Origin of the sequence: Desulfosporosinus sp. I2 (assembly GCF_000960765.1) — a bacterium.
Taxonomy (GTDB): domain Bacteria; phylum Bacillota; class Desulfitobacteriia; order Desulfitobacteriales; family Desulfitobacteriaceae; genus Desulfosporosinus.
The window spans coordinates 1-21,191 of record NZ_JYNH01000078.1 but is presented as its reverse complement, the minus strand read 5'-3'; the positions used below and the strand labels follow the sequence as shown (position 1 = coordinate 21,191).

The 21,191-nt window shown below is 42.4% G+C and carries 17 protein-coding genes and 2 pseudogenes; 17 read left to right on the top strand and 2 right to left on the bottom strand.

Annotated features, from left to right (window positions below):
* Nucleotides 1–144: 144 nt before the first annotated feature.
* The gene (locus tag UF75_RS16345) at nt 145–1,497 is read right to left on the bottom strand and encodes a putative sulfate exporter family transporter (RefSeq protein ID WP_045575656.1); all 1,353 of its coding nucleotides are present in this window, start codon (nt 1,495–1,497) and stop codon (nt 145–147) included.
* A gap of 382 nt (nt 1,498–1,879) precedes the next feature.
* Here UF75_RS16345 and UF75_RS16340 point away from each other — a divergent pair, with 382 nt between their 5' ends.
* The 9 genes and pseudogenes from UF75_RS16340 to UF75_RS16305 all read left to right on the top strand — a co-directional run bounded on the left by UF75_RS16340 (nt 1,880) and on the right by UF75_RS16305 (nt 10,007).
* Entirely contained in the window at nt 1,880–3,448 is a 1,569-nt protein-coding gene (locus UF75_RS16340; RefSeq protein ID WP_045575655.1) for an ABC transporter substrate-binding protein, read from the top strand.
* Between the two features lie 89 nt (nt 3,449–3,537).
* Nucleotides 3,538–4,554 (top strand): ABC transporter permease, encoded by a 1,017-nt coding sequence (locus tag UF75_RS16335; protein WP_045575654.1) that lies wholly within the window; start codon nt 3,538–3,540, stop codon nt 4,552–4,554.
* A 5-nt stretch (nt 4,555–4,559) separates the two neighbouring features.
* Nucleotides 4,560–5,492: an ABC transporter permease gene (locus UF75_RS16330; RefSeq protein WP_045575653.1), complete on the top strand. Its 933-nt coding sequence runs from the start codon at nt 4,560–4,562 to the stop codon at nt 5,490–5,492.
* Between the two features lie 14 nt (nt 5,493–5,506).
* The gene (locus UF75_RS16325) at nt 5,507–6,493 is read left to right on the top strand and encodes an ABC transporter ATP-binding protein (protein ID WP_045575652.1); all 987 of its coding nucleotides are present in this window, start codon (nt 5,507–5,509) and stop codon (nt 6,491–6,493) included.
* Nucleotides 6,490–7,458, top strand: coding sequence for an oligopeptide/dipeptide ABC transporter ATP-binding protein (locus tag UF75_RS16320; RefSeq protein ID WP_045575651.1), 969 nt, complete (start codon nt 6,490–6,492; stop codon nt 7,456–7,458). The genes UF75_RS16325 and UF75_RS16320 overlap by 4 nt, the downstream gene beginning before the upstream one ends.
* Nucleotides 7,459–7,774: 316 nt before the next feature.
* Nucleotides 7,775–8,044, top strand: a pseudogene (locus tag UF75_RS30765) (ATP-binding cassette domain-containing protein); the annotation flags it as partial.
* Nucleotides 8,045–8,188: 144 nt separating this feature from the next.
* A complete protein-coding gene (locus tag UF75_RS30760) occupies nt 8,189–8,497 on the top strand; it encodes an oligopeptide/dipeptide ABC transporter ATP-binding protein (protein ID WP_282433809.1) in 309 nt (102 codons plus the stop codon).
* 1 nt (nt 8,498) lies between these two features.
* Complete coding sequence (locus UF75_RS16310; RefSeq protein ID WP_045575650.1) at nt 8,499–9,416, top strand: aminopeptidase; 918 nt, start codon at nt 8,499–8,501, stop codon at nt 9,414–9,416.
* A gap of 6 nt (nt 9,417–9,422) precedes the next feature.
* A complete protein-coding gene (locus UF75_RS16305) occupies nt 9,423–10,007 on the top strand; it encodes an XRE family transcriptional regulator (protein ID WP_045575649.1) in 585 nt (194 codons plus the stop codon).
* 117 nt (nt 10,008–10,124) lie between these two features.
* Here UF75_RS16305 and UF75_RS16300 read toward each other — a convergent pair whose 3' ends face one another.
* On the bottom strand, nt 10,125–11,117 hold the full coding sequence (locus tag UF75_RS16300; RefSeq protein WP_045575648.1) for an NADH:flavin oxidoreductase: 993 nt from the start codon (nt 11,115–11,117) through the stop codon (nt 10,125–10,127).
* 271 nt (nt 11,118–11,388) lie between these two features.
* On the opposite strand from UF75_RS16300, the gene UF75_RS27295 reads away from it, so the two are divergent.
* The 8 genes and pseudogenes from UF75_RS27295 to nifJ all read left to right on the top strand — a co-directional run.
* Nucleotides 11,389–13,809: an HD domain-containing phosphohydrolase gene (locus tag UF75_RS27295; RefSeq protein ID WP_156146482.1), complete on the top strand. Its 2,421-nt coding sequence runs from the start codon at nt 11,389–11,391 to the stop codon at nt 13,807–13,809.
* Between the two features lie 72 nt (nt 13,810–13,881).
* Nucleotides 13,882–14,157: a hypothetical protein gene (locus UF75_RS16290; protein ID WP_045575647.1), complete on the top strand. Its 276-nt coding sequence runs from the start codon at nt 13,882–13,884 to the stop codon at nt 14,155–14,157.
* A 102-nt stretch (nt 14,158–14,259) separates the two neighbouring features.
* The gene (locus UF75_RS16285; RefSeq protein ID WP_045575646.1) at nt 14,260–14,448 is read left to right on the top strand and encodes a ferredoxin; all 189 of its coding nucleotides are present in this window, start codon (nt 14,260–14,262) and stop codon (nt 14,446–14,448) included.
* Between the two features lie 237 nt (nt 14,449–14,685).
* Nucleotides 14,686–15,897 carry a sigma 54-interacting transcriptional regulator gene (locus tag UF75_RS16280; RefSeq protein WP_197079439.1) on the top strand — a complete coding sequence of 404 codons (1,212 nt, stop codon included), beginning with the start codon at nt 14,686–14,688 and terminating at the stop codon, nt 15,895–15,897.
* Nucleotides 15,848–16,243: a TyrR/PhhR family helix-turn-helix DNA-binding protein gene (locus UF75_RS29200; RefSeq protein WP_197079438.1), complete on the top strand. Its 396-nt coding sequence runs from the start codon at nt 15,848–15,850 to the stop codon at nt 16,241–16,243. The genes UF75_RS16280 and UF75_RS29200 overlap by 50 nt, the downstream gene beginning before the upstream one ends.
* Before the next feature lie 257 nt (nt 16,244–16,500).
* Nucleotides 16,501–17,619, top strand: coding sequence for an alanine dehydrogenase (gene ald, locus UF75_RS16275; RefSeq protein WP_045575645.1), 1,119 nt, complete (start codon nt 16,501–16,503; stop codon nt 17,617–17,619).
* Between the two features lie 122 nt (nt 17,620–17,741).
* Entirely contained in the window at nt 17,742–19,121 is a 1,380-nt protein-coding gene (locus tag UF75_RS16270) for an alanine/glycine:cation symporter family protein (RefSeq protein WP_045575644.1), read from the top strand.
* A 223-nt stretch (nt 19,122–19,344) separates the two neighbouring features.
* Nucleotides 19,345–21,191: pseudogene (gene nifJ / locus UF75_RS16265) on the top strand (pyruvate:ferredoxin (flavodoxin) oxidoreductase); the annotation flags it as partial.

The window sequence follows — 21,191 nt, the reverse complement described above, 5'->3', positions numbered from 1 at the left end:
CTCAAAAAATAGAAAAAAACCGAGCTCTTTGTACACAAGTTTCATTATCTGGGCGCATGCATTTTTTCTCCTTATTCTATAAAATTTTCACCGTTAGTTGTACGAGGTCGTCGAGTTGATTGAGGCCTTTCTGGTTTAAGAAGCTTACTTGATTGTAATCCAATAGTTACCCATAATTACGACGGATAACAGATATCCAAGTGGAATATTTACCAATACACCCGCACTAAAAGCTGCAAACGGCTTCCAACCTACTGAAGCAAGTTCCTTCAAGCGACTGGATAGGCCGATTGAGAGAAAGGTTAGAATAAAGGTCCAATTTCTTAATTCGATAATTGGGTTAATAATGTTATTATCAATCGCTTTGGAAGTCACTACATTAGCAGAAGCAGCTAAGATTGTGATGATAATAGAGGCTACCATGAACCCTAAAACGAATTTGGGAAAGCGAATCCAGATATCAAGAGCATTTGGTTTAGTATTGGCATATCGTTTGTCCCATCTAGTGATCGAAGTAAGAGCCATCATAAAACACCAGATCCCAATGAACATGTCACGACCTACTACTTTCATGAGGGTAAACGTTTTAATGGCTTGTTCATTGATCGCTGCAGCTGCAGCCATTCCAGGGGCATCAGCAAATTCTGCTGTGCCAATCCAGGCACCAGCTGGACCGGGTAAAATATGCAATCCCTTTATCGCTAGAGGGAGGATGAAAATCATGAGGATGGAATAAAGAATAACCAGAGAAATTGCAATTGATACGTGCTGCTTCTCTGCTTTCACAGTACCACCAATGGCAATAGAAGCAGAAACTCCGCAGATCGAACCACCTGCTGCCAGTGTAGCAGCAAATCGCTTATCAAGTGCTAAAACTCGTGTCCCGGTCCAGTAAATGGTGAGGAAGGTTGCTAATGCAATAATGGTTGCTTGAGCAAAAGCAGTGGAACCGGCCTGGATAATTAAAGTAAAGGGTAGGGAAGCCCCCATTAACACAATACCAAGCTTTACGTAAAATTGGGTTTGGAGTGCGGCACTTAGCCAATACGGAATCTTTAAGAAGTTACTGATTACAAGTCCTACTACGAGTGCTAAAAGCGGAGTTTCAATGTTATAACGTTTCATGACATCCCAAGAACCCCATGCCGAAACTAGAACACTCAGTAAAAAAAGAAACGTAAATCCGACTACAAATCGTTTTACTTCGCCGGTTAGGATTTTAATCGCAATTGAAAATAAACTCAACAAAAATAAAAAGAGTGCCAAGAGAGCGTTCTTATGGCTACTAATATAATTGATTGCCGTTCTGTAGTCGCTATAGTTTGGTACCTTAAGCACAATCCAATTCATGAAGTTATTTCCGATACTCCAAAACACAATGGCTAACAGTACAATCGTTAGACCTAGCCACATAGCCCAATAATCTTCTTGTTTCCAAAGGTCGGACCAGCCTCCTGAAGGAGCTGTTGATTTCTTTGCAGTGGATGTATAGCCCAATGGTTTACCCCTCTCCTTTAGTACACTGATTGATAAACACTAACTTTTCTACAATAAGCTTTTTAATCCACGTTTAGGACTCCACCGCTATAGGTGGGTGTTCCATGTTCTCGATGTTCGGCTTTAGATGAAAAAATTCACGAATTATAATATCAGCATTATATACGATTGATTGCGTTGTATAAAGTGCCATATCTTGACGCTTAACTTATCATATAGTTGATTGTAATTTATTTCAATTGTTACTCAATTTATTTTAAATTTATACTTCTATTAGCAAATGAGGTATTGCACATACAATTTTGGAATGATACTATAAAAATAGTGGACATTTGGGAGCTTTTTGTGCTTCTAGATCAGAGACAAAGAAGGGGAGGAAAAAATGAAAAAAATCAGAAGGATTGTTGCTCTTGCTTTGGCAGTAGCTCTCGTAGGTGTTACCTTGACAGCTTGCTCGCCTAAGAAAGAAGAAAGCAGCACCAGCGCGGCGCCAAAGGCAAGTGATACCCTAATCTATGCCCAGGGTGCTGAGCCAAGAGGACTTGATCCAGCCCTAGTTGACGACGGTGAGTCGGCTAAGGTCATGATCAATATTTATGATGGACTTTTAAAGTATAACAAGGATTCAACAAAGGTGGAGCCCTCACTAGCCAAAAGTTGGGAAGTTAGCGCAGACGGTCTTACTTATACTTTTCATCTGCAAGAGGGTGTAAAGTTCCATGACGGCACCGATTTTGATGCCGAAGCTGTGAAGTTTAACATCGACCGCCAGTTGCCCCCACAGGTGACGGCTGATATGGCTTACGCATCGTTCGTTTATGGCTCCGTAAAAGATGTTCAGGTCGTGGATAAGAAGACTGTTAAAGTTAATTTGACAGCTCCTAGCACGCCTTTCCTCAGCAATCTGGCCATGGTCATGAGTGCGCCGATTGTTAGCCCTAAGGCTTTAAAGGACAATAAAAACAATGTGAACCAGGTACCCGTAGGTACCGGACCGTACAAGTTTGTAAAATGGGCGAAGGACGAAAATATTGTTTTAGTCCGTAATGATGAATACTGGGGTACCAAGGCCATTGCCAAGAATGTTATCTTCAAATTTATTAAAGACAACTCCGCACGCGTGGTTGCCTTGAATAATGGCGAGGCTGATATGATTGATGGTATTGATGCGACAGTGGTCAAGCAGATCACTGATGCAGGCAACAAAATTTTCCAAGCTCCTGGTATGAATATCAATTATATGGCTTACAACACTTCCAGAAAACCTTTTAATGATGCTAAGCTCCGGACCGCTATTTCTCAAGCTATCAATGTTCCGGAACTGGTTAAGAGCCTGTATCAAGGTTATTCCGAGACTGCAACTTCTATTCTGCCGACCTTTATGGAAGGTTATGACAAGAGTGTGACTCAAGTTTCCTATAATGCAGAGGCTGCCGCAGCGGCAATCAAAGCATCAGGATTGACTTCCGTACACATGATCACGTATACCAACCCAAGACCGTATAATTCCGCCAATGGGCAAGCGCTCGCCGAAGCCATTCAAGGCTATCTTTCCAAAGTCGGCGTTACCGTCAAAATAGACGCTTTTGACTGGACCACTTATAAGCAAAAATTAAAAGCAGGGGATTATGATATCGCTTTCTATGGCTGGATTGGGGATAACGGAGATCCGGATAACTTTATGTATCTGTTAGCTCACGAAGACCCATCCATGAACATTGCACTTTACAAAAATGCTGAATTCAACAAGTTAATCGCCAAGGGTGTGGAAACTCCTGCAGGCCCAGCGCGCAATGCAATTTACACCCAGCTGGAAAAAATTGCCGCTGCCGACGCTGCATGGCTCCCGATTTCCCACGCTCAAACACTTTGCGCCTATAAACCGAATATTCATAATTTCTACTTCCATATGACTGGTATCACTCCATTGGCTGGGGTTTCAAAACAGTAAGACCCCTGTGTTGCTTATTAAAATTAGGCTGCCGAGAACCGGTTTTAAACCGGTTCCCGGTTTTGTTTTTTGCTGAAAGGTTGTTGCAGATGCTCAAATATATCTTTAAACGAATCTTGATGTTAATTCCCGTATTGATTGGGGTTTCTATTATTGTGTTTCTCATCATGCGCGTGTTTTCACCGGATCCTGCTCCGATTGTTTTGGGCCAGCACGCAACGCAGACAGCTGTTGAAGTGTGGCGACAGGCAAACGGATTGAATGACCCGATTTTCCTTCAATATTATCATTTTATTACAGGTGCCCTAACCGGTGATCTGGGTACCTCCTTCTATACTAAGATGCCCGTCCTCAAAGAGATTTTTTCTCGCTTTCCAGCTACGATTGAGCTGGCTGTAGTTGCTATTATGCTTGCTTCAATTTTCGGTATCCTGATCGGCGTTGTTTCCGCAGTTAAAAAGAACTCGATTTTCGATAATGCCGGTATGTTGCTAGCCCTGGTCGGCGTTTCTATGCCGATATTCTGGCTTGGTATTTTACTGATTATTTTCTTTTCAGGTACGTTACATTGGCTTCCCTCCAGCGGTAGAATAAACCCGATGTTACAGCCCGGGAGTGTTACCGGTTTTTATTTAATTGATAGCTTGATTGCAGGTAATATGGATGCCTTTGGAGATGCCTTGCGGCATTTAGTGCTTCCAGCGTCTGCACTTGCGATGTATTCTATGGCCATCATTGCCAGGATGACCCGTTCCAGTATGCTGGAAACTTTACAGCAAGATTATATCCGCACTGCTAGAGCTAAAGGGGTTTCAGAAGGTAGGGTGATTCGCAAGCATGCCCTTCGAAACGGATTGATTCCCATTGTCACGGTTATTGGGCTACAGCTTGGCAGCCTTCTCGGCGGTGCAGTGCTGACGGAAACAGTGTTCTCTTGGCCGGGGATCGGTTCTTATACTGTGGCCTGTATTCTAAAATCGGACTTTCCTGTGGTGCAGGGTGTTGTATTGCTCATCGCTTTTGTTTTCGTACTTGTGAATTTATTGGTTGATGTGATCTATGCATTCCTTGATCCACGTATTAAATATTCTAAAAAAGAGGGGTAGCTTGTATGGTAAAAGATGTTAGTTCGAACTCAGATGAGAATCTGATACAGGCTGCAGAATATGTGGAAAAACCGGAATCGCAGCTAAAAGAAATGTGGGAAACGCTCAAGCAGAACAAGGCTGCTGTCGTTGGCCTGTTTATCATCGCGTTGCTGGCACTGATTGCTCTAGCCGTATGGGGGAGCGAACTGCTGGGAAAACAGATTTTGCCTTATGATCCCAATTATTCCGACATGACCAAAAGCTTTATCTGGCCAAATGCTGAGCACTGGTTTGGAACGGATCAATTGGGCAGGGACATGTTAAGCAGAATCCTTGACGGCACGAAGATTTCCTTGTTTGTGGGAGTTGCGGCCGTTGCGATCTCGCTTTCCATTGGCGTTATGTTAGGCGCCATTGCGGGGTACCGCGGCGGTAAGACAGATGCTTTCATTATGCGGGTCATGGATGTGATGTTGTCCATTCCGTCTATTTTGCTCGCCATTGCTTTTATGGCAGCACTGGGCAAGGGCTTAGATAAAGCGGTTATCGCTATTGGTCTGGTGTCCATTCCGGAGTATGCCCGCATTGTGCGCGGCAGTATTCTTTCCGTCAAAGAAAATGACTACGTTCAGGCAGCGAAGGTCATCGGCAACAAGGACAGTCGCATTATTTTTAAGCATATTTTGCCGAATATCATATCGCTGATTGTCGTCCGGGCCACTCTGGGTATTTCCACTGCTGTGTTAGATACTGCGGCACTCGGTTTCTTGGGTTTAGGTGTTCAACCGCCATATGCCGAGTGGGGCGATATGCTGGGCAGGGCAAGGGGCTTTATTTTCACCGCTCCCTACACGCTGATTTTTCCCGGCATTGCCATCACCATTATTGTACTGGCTTTTAACCTGCTTGGAGACGGGCTTCGAGATGCACTCGATCCGAAATCCAGAATAAAATAAGGGCGGTGAATAGGATGTTACTGGAAGTCAAGAATTTACGAACGGAATTCAAACTGAAACGTGGCACTGTAAGGGCAGTCGATGATATCAGTTTTACCATAGATAAGGGCGAGATTCTGGCCATTGTTGGCGAATCCGGCTCCGGAAAAAGTGTAACATCCCTTTCCATTATGGGACTTTTACAGAAACCGGGCAGGATTGCCGGCGGAGAAATCTCCTTTAAATCCCAGGATTTGAACAAGATGAGCCAAAAGGAATTGCAAAAAATCCGCGGCAACCAGATTTCCATGATTTTCCAAGAACCGATGACTTCTTTAAATCCTGTTTGGCGCATCAAAGATCAGATCATGGAAAACATCATGACGCATATGAAGATTTCCAAGAAAGAAGCACTGGCACGCACGATTGAAATGTTGGATACGGTTGGCATACCTTCCCCGGCCGAACGCGCTAACGACTATCCCCACCAGATGAGCGGCGGCATGCGCCAGAGAGTTATGACTGCCATGGCACTTTCCTGCGAGCCCGAGCTGTTGATTGCCGATGAACCCACTACGGCTCTTGATGTAACAATTCAGGCTCAAATTCTGGAGCTACTTTATCAAATGAGAGAAAAGTTTCATATGGCTGTTTTGCTTATCACCCATGATTTAGGCGTTGTTTCCGAAGCGGCCGACCGCGTGATCGTGATGTACTGCGGTAAAATTGTGGAGGAGGCCGATGTGAAGAGCCTGTTTTCTCAGCCCCTGCATCCGTATACAGTGGGTTTGCTGCAATCCATTCCTCAAATCGATGATGAGAGTGATCAACGTTTGTATATGATCAAGGGTATGGTACCCAACCCTCTGAATATGCCACCAGGCTGTTACTTTTCCGACCGCTGCGACAGTTGCATGGAACGCTGTACCCAAGAAATGCCCGAGCTACAGGAGATTAATGGGCATAAGGTGCGTTGCTTTTTATATGACAAAGCCAAGGAAGGGGAATTGAGCGCTAAATGAATGAAGTATTGATGAAAGTTCAAGACCTTTCCAAACATTTTACGATTGAGACCGATTGGTTCGGTAAGCCGGTTTCCGTTTTAAAAGCAGTTGATGAGGTATCCTTTACCATTGACAAAGGGGAGGCTTTTGGCCTGGTCGGCGAATCCGGCTGCGGGAAAACAACTTTAGGCAAAATACTGGTCAATCTTTACAGCCCGTCGAACGGGAAAATAATTTTTGAGGGCAAGGAACTGACTGGGCTGAATGAAAAGCAGCGCCGTTCTTATTGCAAAGATATCCAGATGATTTTTCAAGATCCTTTCGCTTCTTTAAACCCCAGAATGACGATTGGGGATATTATCGCTGAACCGATCATCATCAATCACCTGCTGCCAACGAGTGAAGTAGAAGAGCGTGTCATCTATCTTTTAAACTGTGTGGGTCTGGCAAGGCACCAGCGCAACCGTTATCCGCATGAGTTTTCCGGCGGTCAGAGGCAGCGCGTGGGCATTGCCCGTGCACTCGCGGTGGAGCCCAAGCTAATCGTCTGTGATGAACCGGTTTCCGCCCTGGATGTTTCCATTCAAGCCCAAGTGTTAAATCTGCTGGATGATTTAAAGGCGGAGTTTGGGTTGACCTACCTGTTTATCGCCCATGGTCTAAACGTGGTCAAACATATCAGCGACCGGGTGGGTGTAATGTATCTAGGCAAGCTGATGGAAATAGCACCGAAAAGAGAGCTTTACGCCAACCCACTGCACCCTTACACCCAGGCTTTGCTATCCGCAATTCCAATCATCAATCCGGAGAAGAAAAAAGAACGCATTATTTTAAAGGGTGACGTGCCCAGTCCGATTAACCCGCCCGCCGGTTGCCGCTTCTGTTCTCGCTGTTTTAAGGAGCTTGACCATTGCAAATTAAATTCACCGGTACTGAAAGAGATTTCTCCAGACCATTGGGTTGCCTGTCATTTATTTGATTAAGCGAGGGAAATTAGGGTATATTGTATACTTCTTTTTACCTATTGACACTCGTACAAGCCACGAATACAATAAAGTTGCATAATTTTAGCAATTGAAAGAGCAATGGGGCTCAGGAATTAAACTTCACAGTTTTTTTCTTGAGTCCCATTTTACTAAAGAGATTAACTTTGAGACTGAAGGACTCTGAGAGGCTTAAGTCTGAGAATTTTCTTCACTTTCATTAAATAAAGATTAGCCGTATTGAATTTTAGGGTGATTTCTATTAGCTAGGTGGATAGATAAGCTTAGCAAATGTTAACAAAGCCAGCGGCGAGCTTTAAAATCACAGATTCAAATTGTCTTTCAGGATCCACAATCTTCGCTGAACCCAAGATTTAAAATCGAACAGATTGTCGAGGAACCTTTACGGTTAAACGGTTGGCGGGATAAACAAAAGAGAAAGGATCGAGTAAGGCAACTTCTTGATAAAGTAGGATTAGGGGAGGAATACCTGGACAGGTTTCCCCATGAACTGAGTGGAGGTCAACGACAGCGTGTGGCTATTGCCCGGGCGATCTCTTTAAATCCGAAACTTATCGTTCTGGATGAACCCACTTCAGCCTTAGATGTATCAGTTCAGGCCCAGATCCTCAATCTGCTTAAAGAATTGCAAAGAGATCTAAATCTAGCGTATTTATTCATTTCACACAATTTGGCAGTTGTAAGGCATTTAAGCAATAAAGTTGCGGTTATGTATTTTGGCAGAATTATTGAGTTGGCTGACGCTGATGAATTATTTAGTAACCCTCTCCATCCTTATACGAAAGTTCTTCTGCAATCTATCCCCAATATCAATCCGGAAAAACCCCTTCTCGTTGAAATAGAGGGCGAAATACCGACTCCGTTGACGTCTCCCTCAGGATGTAGTTTTCATTCTCGTTGCAGCCATGCTAAGGATCTGTGTCGAGAAGTAGATCCCGAATTACAACTTATTAACGAGGGTCACTGGGTTTCGTGTCAAGGAGTGAGTCAGGAAGATAAGAATAAAGGGGATGTATAGGTTGCCAAAAGTTGGACAACGTATCTTGGAATCACTAGCTAAAAATCAACCCATAGAAAGTCTGTTGCTACTTACCGATAATCTATCATTTGGATACAAACTTACAGAAATACTTAACATCAGATGTCCAATCCGGTTTGTTCCCTTGAATGTTTCAGTAATAGACTTAGCCTCCTCTCCAGAGGTGTGTCAAGCTACCCATATCCTTGAATTATATAGTCCCACTCTAGAAAATTCTCTTTACTTAAAGGAATTGCGACAAGAGTTATTTGCTCAGGGCAAACTTGTTCTGGCGCTTTGGAATTGGGATGAACGGTACCTGGAAGATGACTTCTGGGGAGACTTGCAGTATCCGGTCATTTCTAGTGCGATAGAGTCCCTAAAGGTGAAACTATCTACAGGTAAAACGGTGAAGATTACTTCGGAATTGGGAACGGATATTAGTTTTTCAATTGAAGGACGGCGCTGGATTATAGCTGACGGGTATTGTGAGCAAGGCAAATTAGCTCAACTTCCGGATGGAGAAATCTATACCTGTCCAATTGAAGAGACCTTTTCAGGGCAAATTGTTGTCGATGGTACTGTATCACGGCTTTGGTTACCAAGCGAACCGCTGAAGTTAGAGTTTGAGGCGGGGTCGTTAATTGCTGGAAGTTCCGAATTTATGGACTGGATTAGACTTTACGCCGGTGGGGTCCGTACTATTGGTGAATTTGCTATTGGGATGAATCCAACCATCAATAAACCCTACAACAATATTTCGACCGATGAAAAAGAAGGTGGCAGTGTCCATTTTGCCATTGGGGATAGTTACAGTCTGGGATTAACAAAGTCCATTTATCATGTGGATTTTGTGATTCGAGAACCCAAAATATACTTAGATGATAACCTCTTGAAGGACTATCTTCCGGGAGTGTAGAGAACTATGAATGATTTATCAAGGTTGCCTGAAGGAATTCCCCTCAAAGATATAGGGAAAAAAATCCGCTATTATCGTCATGAAAAAGAGCTGACTGTTGAGGCTTTGGCTAACCAATGTAACTTAAGCCCCAGTTTAATTAGTCAGATAGAGCGTGGACTTTCCACGCCTTCCTTAGATTCACTTTGGAAAATTACTCACGCTTTAGGAATATCCCTGATCGAATTATTTGAAGAAAGTTCAAATGAGCGGGTTACAGTGATTCGACGTGAAGAACAAAAAGTTTTGATATTACCTAAATCCAATGTGACCTATCGTCTTCTTTCGCCGGTGAATAATCACACTAAGTTAGAGTTTCTTTCCATTGTCTTGGAACCAGGGACTTGGACTCATAGAGATTTAGTGGCCCACAAAGGGGAAGAATGTGGAGTTGTTGTGCATGGGGAAATGACGGTTGTAGCAGGAGACAAGGAATATCTGTTGAGAGAAGGGGATAGTATTTACTTAGATAGCACAATTCCCCATCGCTTTTTTAATCATGGAGATCAGGTTGCCATTGGGATCTGGGCGATGACCCCGGCGTCTTTTTAGCACCTCAAAGTGAAACGGGGGCAGGTGAAACGGGGGGACAGGTACACTGTTTTAGATAAATCTAAAACAGTGTACCTGTCCCCCCGTTTCACTTACCTGACCCCTGTTTCACTTTGTTTAACGGAGGCTATTGATAGCCTTTTCTGCCCATTTTGAATCACTAAGGATCGCTCTGCCTACACCAATGAGATCTGCTTTCCCTTCAGTTAGCAATTGTTCAGCTGCTTGCACTTCGGTAATTCCACCCGTGAGAATGACTGGAATGGAGACTACTTTTTTGATAGCTTCGCTGAGCGGTGCAAAAAAACCTTGGCCGCTTAGGCCAGGTACCATATATCCTGAGAAACCGCCGGAAATGTCAAGAATGTTTACACCAGCCTTTTCAAATGCTTGGGCGGCAATTTGACTGTCATCAATAGTAATTCCGCCTTCTCGAAAATCTGACGCACCTAATCGTAAAAGAATGGGGAAATTGTCACCGACGGCGGCGCGTATGGCTTCTATGACTTGGAGGTGAAGGCGAATACGATTATGGACATTTCCACCATATTCGTCCGTGCGTTTATTGGTTAGGGGAGAGAAAAATTGATTGAGAAGGTAACCATGGGCGGAATGGATTTCTACACCATCAAAGCCAGCTTCTTTAGTACGTCGAGCTGCATTTTGAAAGGCCTTGATAATATTCGTAATTTCCTCATGGGTAAGTTCCTTAGGCATACTTCCTCTACGTGGGTGCGATACAGCTGAAGGTGCTACCGGAGTAGTTCCTGTAATTTCTGGAGTGGTATTGCTTCCAGCGTGATTTATTTGCATCATGGCCTTTGATCCATTACGGTGAATGACCTCAGCTAATTTCTTTAGCCCTTCAACCATGCTATCGTCAGAAACGGAAAGCTGTAGGTCACTTGCTTTCCCATCTAACTGGATAAAACTATGTTCTATGATGATCAGAGAGAGATTGCCGCCTTCGGATTTTTCGGCATAGTAGTCTAGAATAGATTGGTTTACTTTTCCGTCGGGCTCTGCTTTCGCGGTAGCCATCGGTGGCATTACCAAACGGTTTGCTAGTGTTAATGGGCCTGCTTGCAATGGTTTCAGTAAATGGGACATAAACTCAACCTCCTTGTATTCCAACAGCTATATATTATAACGGTTCAAATGCTTTCGCAAGTAAGAGCAAGAGCTCCTTTGATTCACGTTTATAACACGCACGCACTTCTATAAATGGGTATTCCGTCTAAATTTTCTCCATAATTTTTGAACTTGCGACATTTTAACCGAAAATTTATGTTAATATAAAGAAAGAACAAATTGAAAAGAATCCTCATCGTTGATACGGATAAAAATTATATTAATTTGGAAAGAAGATGATAGTATAAGCGTGAGAAATAAAATAACAATTATTTCAATAGTGATAACATTTGCTTTTATTTTATTGAGTAATGTTGTATTTTCGAGATTCTTTTCAAATTACCTAGAAAACCAAGAAGACGCTCAAATCAATTCAAGTAATAAAAGTGCGGAATCTTTTTTTTATGAAAAAACAATGAAGTATCAGGGGACTGTTAATGATTATAGTCATTGGGATGACTCTTATAATTTCATTAACGACATCAATACACAGCAGTACACTGCTAGTAATTTAATAGAAGATACTTTCTCAAATATTGAAGTAAACTTTATTTTCTTTGTTAAAGAGGATAATTCAATTTGGTATCAACAATATTATGATGATATTAAGAAACAATTCACAGCATTTCCTAAAAATCTTCCTGAAGATATTGAAAAATTGATGAGGAATTCAAATCCTAAAGAAGATGTTTCAAAAATCATTAAATTAGAGAATCAATTTTATTTTATTGCTACCTCTGAAATAACCGATTCTAGTAAAGAAAAAAATTCAAACGGCAGAATGGTTATGGGTAGGCTTATTGATGAATCTATGATTAAAAATTTAAACGAAATAACAGATAGCAAGATCAAGCTATCGACCATAGATAATGTCGATAATGATGCAGTGACTTTAAATAAGGGGAAAGACACTGTGCAAGCAGAATTTATTATCCCAAATACTGCTTACGAAGGGTCTTCTATTCTGATGACTTTAACAAAGACTAGAAATCTATTTATAGGTGGGATGAATCAGGTATACAACTTTATGTTGTTTTACTCAATTATTATGGTCGTTATTTTATTGATAATCTTTTACTTATTGGGGAAATACATATCGCGACCGTTTATTAAATTAATTAATGAGGTCAAAGGGTTAGACTTAACAAAAAACGAAATTCTAAAATTAGAGATCAATGGAAATGACGAATTTTCATTTTTAAGAAATTCCGTCAATCATATGCTTAGACGAATTGAAACTGAACAATACAAAGTAAGAGAAAACGAAGAAAAACTCTATGCAACCTTAACATCTGTAGGTGATGGAGTAATAGCTGTTGATAGAAATGGCATTGTAGACTTTATGAATCCGGTTGCCCAATGGTTAACTGGCTGGAGTACGGAAGAAGGTAATGGAAAATCATTTGAAACAGTTTTCAATATTATTAATGAGTACTCAAGAGAGAAAATAGAAAGTCCAGTACAGAAAGTATTTGAAACCGAAGAGATTATTGAGTTAGCCAATCATACAATTTTAATTTCAAGAGACGGAACAGAAAGAGCTATTGAGGATACAGCAGCACCAATTAAAGATGCTTTTGGCAAAGTAATAGGTGTAGTGTTAGTATTTCGGGATTTCAGTGATAAAAAAGAAAAACGAAGGCAAATTGAGTATTTAAGCTACCATGATCAATTGACGGGCTTATATAATCGAAGATTTTTTGAAGAAGAATTAAAACGGTTAGATACGAGAAGAAATCTACCATTGTCTTTTGTGTTTGCCGATGTAAATGGTCTAAAAACCATCAATGATGCCTTTGGTCATCAAGTTGGGGATCAACTTATTAAGCAGGTTTCGGATGTATTTAAAACGATCTGTCGCGCTGATGATATCATATCAAGGACTGGCGGAGACGAATTCGTTATATTACTGCCTAAAACCGAAGCGGCTTTTGTTAAGGAGTTGGTTAAGCGGCTAAAGGAGAAGATTGAACAGAAAAAGATAATGGATATTGATATATCCGTTTCATTTGGATGTGATACAAAAATTAGGGAGAACCAATGTGCCCAGGAGGTCCTGAAAAATGCAGAAGATCTTATGTATCAGAAGAAAATTTTTGATAGTTCCAGCAAGCGAAGTGCTGTCATTACATCAATCCTCAACACACTTCATCTTAAGAGTCCTCGGGAAGAGGCTCATTCCAAAAGAGTAAGTCTTATTTGTGAAGATATTGGAAAAGCCTATCACTTAAATGATGATGAAATTAAAGAGCTAAAGATTGCGGGAGAATTACATGATATAGGAAAGATTGCCATCGATGAAGTAATATTAAACAAGCCAGGCAAATTATCTGAGGCCGAATGGGCACAAATACAACACCATCCAGAAACAGGGTATCGGTTGCTAGGTACTTCCAGCGAGTATTATAATATTTCAGAATATGTCCTTGCTCACCACGAAAGATGGGATGGTATGGGTTATCCAAAAGGATTAAAAGGTGAGGCAATTCATTGGAAAGCAAGGATTATTACCCTTGCTGATGCTTACGATGCTATGACCTGTGAGCGGCCATACCGAAAGGCATTAAGTGAAGAACAAGCTGTTGCGGAACTAAAGAAAAACGCAGGCATACAGTTTGATCCAGATATCGCCAAGGTATTTGTTGAAAAGATTTTAGGTTTGACGTGGTGAGAACCAATAAGTTTTGTTATACTCTATATACGGCAAGGTTGCTGAATTCACCGTAAATGAGGGAAAACTAAAATGACTTTACTCTTAATGGTTTCAAGAAGCGTTCTTCTTATTTCCGCAGGACTTTATCTTTATCTCTTCTCTCAACGGAAGAAAAAGGATGTCATAATTCAAATGTGGCTTACTATTCTTGTGGGCATGGCTGCTGGGTTAGTCAGCGCACTTGTAGATGTAAAGCTTGGAAGTTATACTTGGGCTTCTGTACAGATCAGTTTATTGCTGTATTCTGGGATTATCATATATTCTTTGTGGAAATTATCGCTAGAGTTAAAGAAACGACGACGATAGCTTCCTTGACAGGAGATACTTTCCAAGTAAAGTATCTTATGATAGACTTAGTGGGAAAAGATGGCTTATGAAAAAGAGAATTATTTTAAAGGAGGATACATTATGATTGCTGAAGTAGACAAAGGTGAGTGCATCGGGTGTGAATCATGTCCTGAATTTTGTCCTGAGGTATTTAAGATGGAGGCCGACGGGTTAGCAGTGGCTTATACAAACCCGGTGCCCAGTGAGTGCGAGGAAACGGCTAGAGAAGCAGCCGAAGCTTGCCCAGCACACTGTATCAGCCTTGAATAGTTAGGATAAGAATTGTAAGGTTAAGAGACAGTAAAGACAGTAAAAGGCGGATGATTTTCATCCGCCTTATTAAATATTTTACGTGAGTTTGCTGTTAAAAGCGTTTATCAGAAATGGTTATGGAAGAGTGTGGGGTAGAATTCTAGGCCTTTAACGAGATGAATTATCGAATAATGTGGTATCATTGGGTAAATCCTAAATCGCCTTAGCTAAGATGTAGAGGGGAGAGTGCAAATATTGTACTTGCGCTTGCGGATACCATATATCGATCGTGTCGGCATTGTCCATGATATTACGTTGATTTTAGCGAAGCGTGAGACTAATATTAGTGCAATGGAAGTAGAAGAGGGCACCGTATTTTTGGAGTGCCAGAATGTTATCGGCGACCATCGCATTGAGATTATTAAAGAACTGAGTGGCATAAGTGGCGTACAAGAAATAGTGGAAATTCCCTTTATGCCATCAAAGGGACGAGCAGAACAACTCGATGCCATCCTAAATTCTGTCCACGACGGCATTTTAGTCGTTAATCAGGGTAGTATTATTACCCAATGTAATCCTGCTGCTATTCGTATGCTTAAGTTGTCAGCTCAGCAGGTCCAAGGACAACCTTTAGGACCTACGCTCTTTAAAAATTTACTGATCCAAGAAACACTGCAAACTGGTTGTCAGCATAACAATCGGGAAGTATTCATTGCCTCAGATCTAGGTTATTGTGTCGTCAATACCATACCGCTTAGGAGTAATTGTGGTGATGTGGTTGGTGTGATTGCGGTCATTCGGGATACCCGCGATGTAAGGAATTTGATGCGTAGTATGACAACTTCTTTACCTATGACTTTTGCCGATATTCCTTATGTCAGTCCAGTCATGGAAGAAGTGCTAGGGCAAGCTCGCCGTTATGCAACCAGTGATTCGACGATCCTCATTAATGGCGAAACAGGAACAGGCAAGGAATTATTTGCCAGGGCTCTGCATAGCGCTTCTGCGAGGGCTAATGCTGCCTTTGTACCAATTAACTGTGCGGCCATTCCGGATACGTTACTAGAAAGTGAACTGTTTGGATATACCGAAGGCGCTTTTACTGGTGCGGTCAAAGGAGGCAAGCCGGGGCTATTTGAACTTGCCAATGGCGGAACCTTATTTCTTGATGAGGTTGGAGACGTTTCCGCTCATTTACAAGTGAAGTTGCTGCGTGTGCTGCAAGAGAAACGCGTACGGCGGGTGGGTAGCACTAAGGAAGTAGCTATTGATGTGCGGATTATTGCTGCTACTAACCGTAATTTGGAAGATATGGTGGCCGATAAGACGTTTAGGGAAGATTTATTTTATCGATTGAACGTTATTCCCTTGGTAATTCCCCCTCTGAGAGAACGATTTGAAGATATCCGACTGCTCAGTGAACATTTTTTTGAAACGTTTTGCCGACAAATTACGGCGTTCGGTTAAGGGGTTTTCTCCCTCGGCATTACAACGCTTAGAGGGCTATAATTGGCCAGGTAATGTGCGCGAACTAAAAAACATCATTGAACGAGCCGTCAATCTAGTTGACGGCGTAGAAGTAAAGCCAGAGCATATATTTTTAGGTCGGTTATCTGGGTCAACTGAAGTACCCACCTTAGTTCAGTTTGAATCCTATCAGACCTTGGAAGAACGTCTGGGGGAAGTAGAACGGGTTATTCTACAGCAAACCTCTCAGCGTTTCCGATCTTCTAGGCGTATGGGCGCGGTACTCGGATTGTCTCATACCGCAGTGTTAAAAAAAATGCGCAAATATGAGTTGCCAATACAATAAAGAACTCACTTTATAGAAATTTCGAAAACAGACGTAGCACCCTACTTTGGGGGTGCTACGTCTGTTTTATCTGGAAACTTTTCGTGACAGTGGAATTGATTATGGAAACATAAGTTTCCATAATCAATAGGTAAATTAAGATTATTCAGATAAAGTGGGCACTTCGGAATTGGCATACTTATTGCAATATTAGTTGAACAGAATAAAAGCTGGATTAGCATCACACAATAGATGCAATAAAAGTAGGGGGATTAATCGTGATTATAGGTGTAGTAAAGGAAATTAAAAACAATGAAAACCGAGTAGGTCTAACTCCTGCAGGCGCTAAAGATTTGTGCCGGGCAGGTCATACCGTATTAGTCGAGCAAAGTGCCGGTTTAGGAAGCGGTTTCTCCGATGAAAGTTATGCTAATATTGGCGCAACCATCATTGCCGACAAGAAAGCCTTATTTGATCGTTCGGAAATGATTATTAAAGTTAAAGAACCATTAGCTGCGGAATATGATTTATTCCACGAAGGGCAAATCTTATTCACCTACTTGCACTTAGCACCGGAGCCTGCGCTTACTAAGGCATTGCTTGAGAAAAAGGTCATAGGTATTGCTTACGAAACCATTGTCGGACGAAATAATACCTTGCCTCTTTTATCCCCGATGAGCGAAGTGGCCGGACGTATGGCAGTGCAAATTGGTGCACAAATGCTTGAAAAACCATGGAGTGGCAAGGGTATTCTCTTAGGTGGCGTACCGGGCGTAGAATCAGCACAAGTCGTCATTATTGGTGGAGGTATTGTCGGCACCAATGCAGCTAAAATGGCCGTTGGGATGGGTGCTCGAGTTACGATTCTTGATAACTCTGGTGACCGTCTTGCTTATCTGGATGATATCTTTGCAGGTAGAGTCATGACAGTCATGTCTAACAGTTTTAATATTGCGAAGTGGGTTGAAAAAGCTGATCTTTTGATTGGAGCAGTACTTATTCCTGGTGCTAAAGCTCCCAAACTTGTGAGCGAAGAAATGGTTAAAACTATGGAAATGGGCTCGGTGATTGTTGATGTTGCGATTGACCAAGGCGGTTCGATTGAGACCATTGATCGGGTTACAACTCATAGTGATCCGACCTATATGAAGTATGGAGTAGTACATTATTCAGTGGCAAATATGCCTGGCGCAGTGTCTCGTACATCTACCTTTGCTTTAACAAATGCTACCCTTCCCTATGCTTTGAAAATTGCCAATCAAGGTTGGCGCCAAGCGCTTAAGGACGATGCTGGTTTAGCACGCGGGCTTAATGTGTATAATGGAAAAGTGACCTTTAAAGCTGTCGCTGATGATCAAAATCTACCCTATACACCCGTGGAAGAAATCCTAGCCTAAGATATGCGACACATACTGGATGCCTCGTCGGAAAGCCCGTTACCTTTATAGTAGGGCTTTCCACCCTTGGGGTTACCGACCATGAGATTCGCAGAGGACAGAAAGGATAGTGGAAAGAACGTATGCAAACATTTCACAACGTTATCATCTGGGCCAACGGTTACCTATGGGGTGCCCCTATGCTTATTATACTGTTTGGTACACATTTATTCCTAACCTATCGGACTCGCTTCATTCAAAAGTATATCTTTAAAGCCATTAAACTTTCTGTGACCAAAGACGCATCAGCAGAGGGAGATGTGAGTCAATTTGGCGCACTCACGACCGCTCTTGCTGCCACCATTGGGACAGGAAATATCGTTGGAGTAGCAACTGCGGTTGCCCTTGGAGGTCCCGGCGCTGTACTGTGGTGCTGGCTGACAGGGGTATTCGGGATTGCAACTAAGTACTCTGAGGCCTTACTAGCCGTTAAATATCGAGTTAAAACTTCCGATGGGACAATGCTTGGTGGCCCGATGTACGCTCTTGAAAATGGGCTAGGCCAGAAATGGCTTGCGGTATTATTCAGTATATTTACGGCAATTGCTGCGTTTGGGATTGGCAACGCAGTCCAAGCCAACTCGGTTTCCAGCATGGTGTACGAGACATTTCACATCTCCCCCTATATCAGCGGGGCTATTATGGCCATCCTTACCGGAATCGTAATTATAGGTGGCGTAAAATCTATTGCCAACGTCTGTGAAAAACTGGTACCCTTTATGGCTATCGTTTACGTCCTGGGTTGTATCATCATTTTGGTCATGAATTCTGCCTACGTAGGCCCTGCCATAGCTCTAATTTTCAAATCGGCCTTTACTCCTCAAGCTGCGGGCGGCGGATTTGCCGGAGCATCGATTATGATGGCCGCACGTTATGGGATTTCCCGCGGTTTGTTCTCCAATGAGTCTGGTTTAGGATCCGCCCCAATCGTCGCTGCAGCAGCTCAAACGAGAAATCCTGTCCGACAGGCTCTCGTCTCTGCTACCGGAACCTTTTGGGATACTGTAGTGGTCTGCGCAATGACCGGTATCGTCTTAGTCAGCAGTATCATGAGCAATCCTTCTGCTACCCAGGGATTACAAGGCTCCGCACTGACTAAAGCAGCGTTTGCTCAAATCCCTGTGATTGGGCCCTTGGTCTTGACCTTCGGTCTCTTAACCTTTGTCTTTTCAACAATCCTCGGCTGGTCCTATTACGGCGAACGAGCGATTGAATACTTGTTCGGAAAAGTTGCCATTATGCCTTATCGTATGGTCTGGGTCATCGTTGTTTTCTTTGGTTCGATTATGGCTTTACCCGTCGTTTGGGATATGGCAGATGCAATGAATGCCCTAATGGCCTTACCAAATCTGATAGCTCTAATTCTACTGAGTGGAGTTATTGTCGCTGAAACGAAAAAATATCTTTGGGATGACAACTTAGACGGGATATCGACAGATCCCATACGAGTTATTAAAAATTAGGCAAATGATATTGTATCCTAGTTACTCAAGCGAGTGGCTAAGTTGTTTGTAGGAAATATTTAAAACTGTAAGCGGTGTGACATAAAAAATCCTAGATTTAGAAGGTCTAGGATTTTTTATGTTTTTTTTCCGGATTTATTGAAAAAATATGTATGAGAGTCTTCCAGTGACGAATACTAATTCAGACTTAGTTTCAAAGTTTTGATAGAGGAGGCTCTTTAGTGTGGCGAAGAAAATGAAAACAATGGACGGAAACCAGGCCGCAGCAGAAGCATCTTATGCTCTGACTGAGGTCGCAACCATCTTTCCAATCACGCCCTCTTCTCCGATGGCCGAGGGAGTTGACGAATGGGCAGCACATGGCAAAAAGAATTTATTTGATCAACCGGTAAGAGTTGTCGAGATGCAATCCGAGTCTGGTGCTTCTGCCGCATTACACGGCTCCCTTCAGGCTGGGGCTTTGACCACAACCTATACGGCTTCTCAAGGTTTACTGCTGATGATTCCTGAAATGTATAAATTGGTTGGAAATCTAGTGCCGGCAGTATTCCATGTCACTGCAAGGGCTTTATCAACCCACGCTTTATCAATTTTTGGAGATCATCAAGATATCAATGCTGCCAGGCAAACCGGCTTTACGATGATTTGCGCGAATAATGTTCAAGAAGCGATGGACTTAGGCTATGTTTCGCATCTTGCTGCGATTAAAACACGGGTTCCAGTTTTGCATTTTTTTGATGGGTTTAGAACTTCCCATGAAGTTCAAAAAATCGAGACAACCAGTTATGACGAAATTGCTAAACTTGTCGACTTTGAAAAAATTCAGGAATTTAGAGACCGGTCTTGAATCCAAACCATCCTGTCCTCAGAGGTACTGCCCAAAATCCAGACGTTTATTTCCAAGGACGTGAGGTTTCAAACCCCTTCTTCGAGGCCGTCCCTGATATTGTGGAAGATTATTTCAAAGAGATCAAGAAAATAACCGGGCGGGAGTATCATCCTTTCCAGTATTATGGTGACCCTGAAGCTGAGAACATTATCGTAGCCATGGGTTCTGTTTGCAATACCATCGAAGAAACAATCGACTTCATGGCTCAAAGAGGAGAAAAGGTCGGACTCATTAAAGTACACCTATATCGTCCCTTCTCCAAAAAATACTTCTTTGATGTTCTGCCAAAATCGGTGAAGAAAATTGCGGTCCTTGACCGAACCAAGGAACCCGGCTCGACAGGTGAACCGCTTTATCTTGATGTTTTACAAATCTTTAACCATGAAACGTCAAAACCGATAATTGTAGGGGGACGTTATGGTCTAGGTTCTAGAGACACTACTCCCTCGCAGATTCTCGCTACTTACCAGAACTTGAAGCAGGCTCAGCCCAAGGATCGCTTTACCATTGGCATTATCGATGATGTGAGCCACACTTCTTTACCCATCGAGGAGACCATTGACGCTTCACCAGAAGGGACAATTCGTTGTAAGTTCTGGGGACTTGGCTCCGATGGTACGGTCGGTGCGAATAAAAGCGCGATCAAAATTATTGGAGATAATACAGACCTTAATGTCCAAGGCTACTTTGAATATGATAGTAAAAAATCCGGTGGGACAACCATTTCACACCTGCGTTTTGGCAAGCAACCTATTAAATCCTCTTATCTGGTGTTTGATGCGGATTATATCGCTTGCCATAATAAGTCCTTTATATACCACTATGATCTCCTTAGGGGCTTGAAAAAAGGTGGAACCTTTGTTCTCAATTGTCCTTGGCGAACAGATGAACTAGAAGATCATCTGCCAGCATTTCTTAAACGTGATATCTATCAAAATAAGATCAATTTCTATATCATTGATGCTATTTCCATTGCCGGGGAAATCGGGCTCGGCGGACGCATCAACATGGTAATGCAGGCAGCTTTCTTTAAATTAGCCAATGTAATCCCAGTAGACAATGCCATTCAATACCTAAAAGATTCAATCAAAAAGGTTTATGGCAAGAAAGGGTCAAACATTGTCGAGATGAATTATAAGGCGGTTGATCGTGGAATTGAAGCTTTACATAAAGTGGAGATT